This is a genomic window from Pseudomonas sp. B6(2017) (genome assembly GCF_002112765.1).
Taxonomy (GTDB): Bacteria; Pseudomonadota; Gammaproteobacteria; order Pseudomonadales; family Pseudomonadaceae; genus Aquipseudomonas; species Aquipseudomonas piscis.
Genome location: NZ_NEIQ01000063.1, coordinates 1 through 1,157, shown reverse-complemented (window position 1 = coordinate 1,157; position 1,157 = coordinate 1). Strand labels below are relative to the sequence as shown.

The window sequence follows — 1,157 nt, the reverse complement described above, 5'->3', positions numbered from 1 at the left end:
AGGAGTGGAACATGTCTTTCAATATCGGCCTTAGCGGTCTCTACGCTGCCAACAAGCAACTGGACGTGACCGGCAACAACATCGCCAACGTCGCCACCACCGGCTTCAAGTCTTCCCGTGCGGAATTCGCCGACGTGTACTCGGCCACCAAGCTGGGCAGCGGTACCCAGGTAGTGGGCAACGGCGTGCGCCTGGCCAACGTGTCCCAGCAGTTCACCAACGGTGATATCAACAACACCGGCAACGTGCTGGACATGGGTATCCAGGGCCAGGGGTTCTTCGTGCTGAGCACCAATGGCTCGCTGAGCTACACCCGCGCCGGCGCCTTCAAGGCCGACAAGGAAGGCTACATCACCACCAGCGACGGCACTGCCCGCCTGCAAGGCTATGCCGTGGATGCCAATGGCAAGATCATCAACGGCGTGTTGACCGACCTGCGGATCGATACTTCGAACCTGGCGCCAAAGCCGACCGATTCGATCTCCTCGACCATCAACCTGAACTCCAGCGAAACTCCGATCAACGTCAACCCAACGGCCCCGGCCCCGGCGTATGTGTTCGATCCGACCAAGAGCGAGACCTACAGCAAGCAGTTCAGCACCCCGGTGTATGACTCCCAGGGCAACAAGCACGTCATGGATCAGTACATGATCAAGACGTCCAATCCCAACGAGTGGGTGACCTACACCCTGATCGATGGTCGCAACCCCGACGGTACGGCTTTCAGCATGGCCAACCAGGCGCCGATCACCATCAAGTTCGATTCCTCGGGCAAGCTCCAGTCCCTGACGCCGCCAGCCGCGCCGGCCACCAGCCCGTTCACGGTAAGTGGCAACAGCATCGTCATGGGCAGCTGGACCCCGGGCAACGTGGTCAATGGCACCTTCGTCCCCAACGGCTCGATAGCTGCAGCGGGTGGCGTGAAGATCGACATGACCAAGACCGGTTCGGTATTGGGTGATACTGCCCGCTCGGTAGTCGCGCAGAACGGCTACTCCACTGGCCAGATCACCAACCTGACCATCGACGGCAGTGGCGTGATGCTGGCCAACTTCAGCAACGAGCAGACCAAGCCGATCGGCCAGATCTCCCTGGCCAGCTTCACCAACGAACAGGGCCTGCAGCCGATCGGTGGTACCCAGTGGAAGGAAACCTAC

1 protein-coding gene is annotated in these 1,157 nt (G+C 60.5%); it reads left to right on the top strand.

Going from position 1 to position 1,157, the window contains the following annotated elements; genetic code table 11:
- Positions 1-11: 11 nt before the first annotated feature.
- The coding region (gene flgE / locus CAG11_RS32970; protein ID WP_085600876.1) for a flagellar hook protein FlgE at positions 12-1,157 on the top strand (1,146 nt) is incomplete at its 3' end.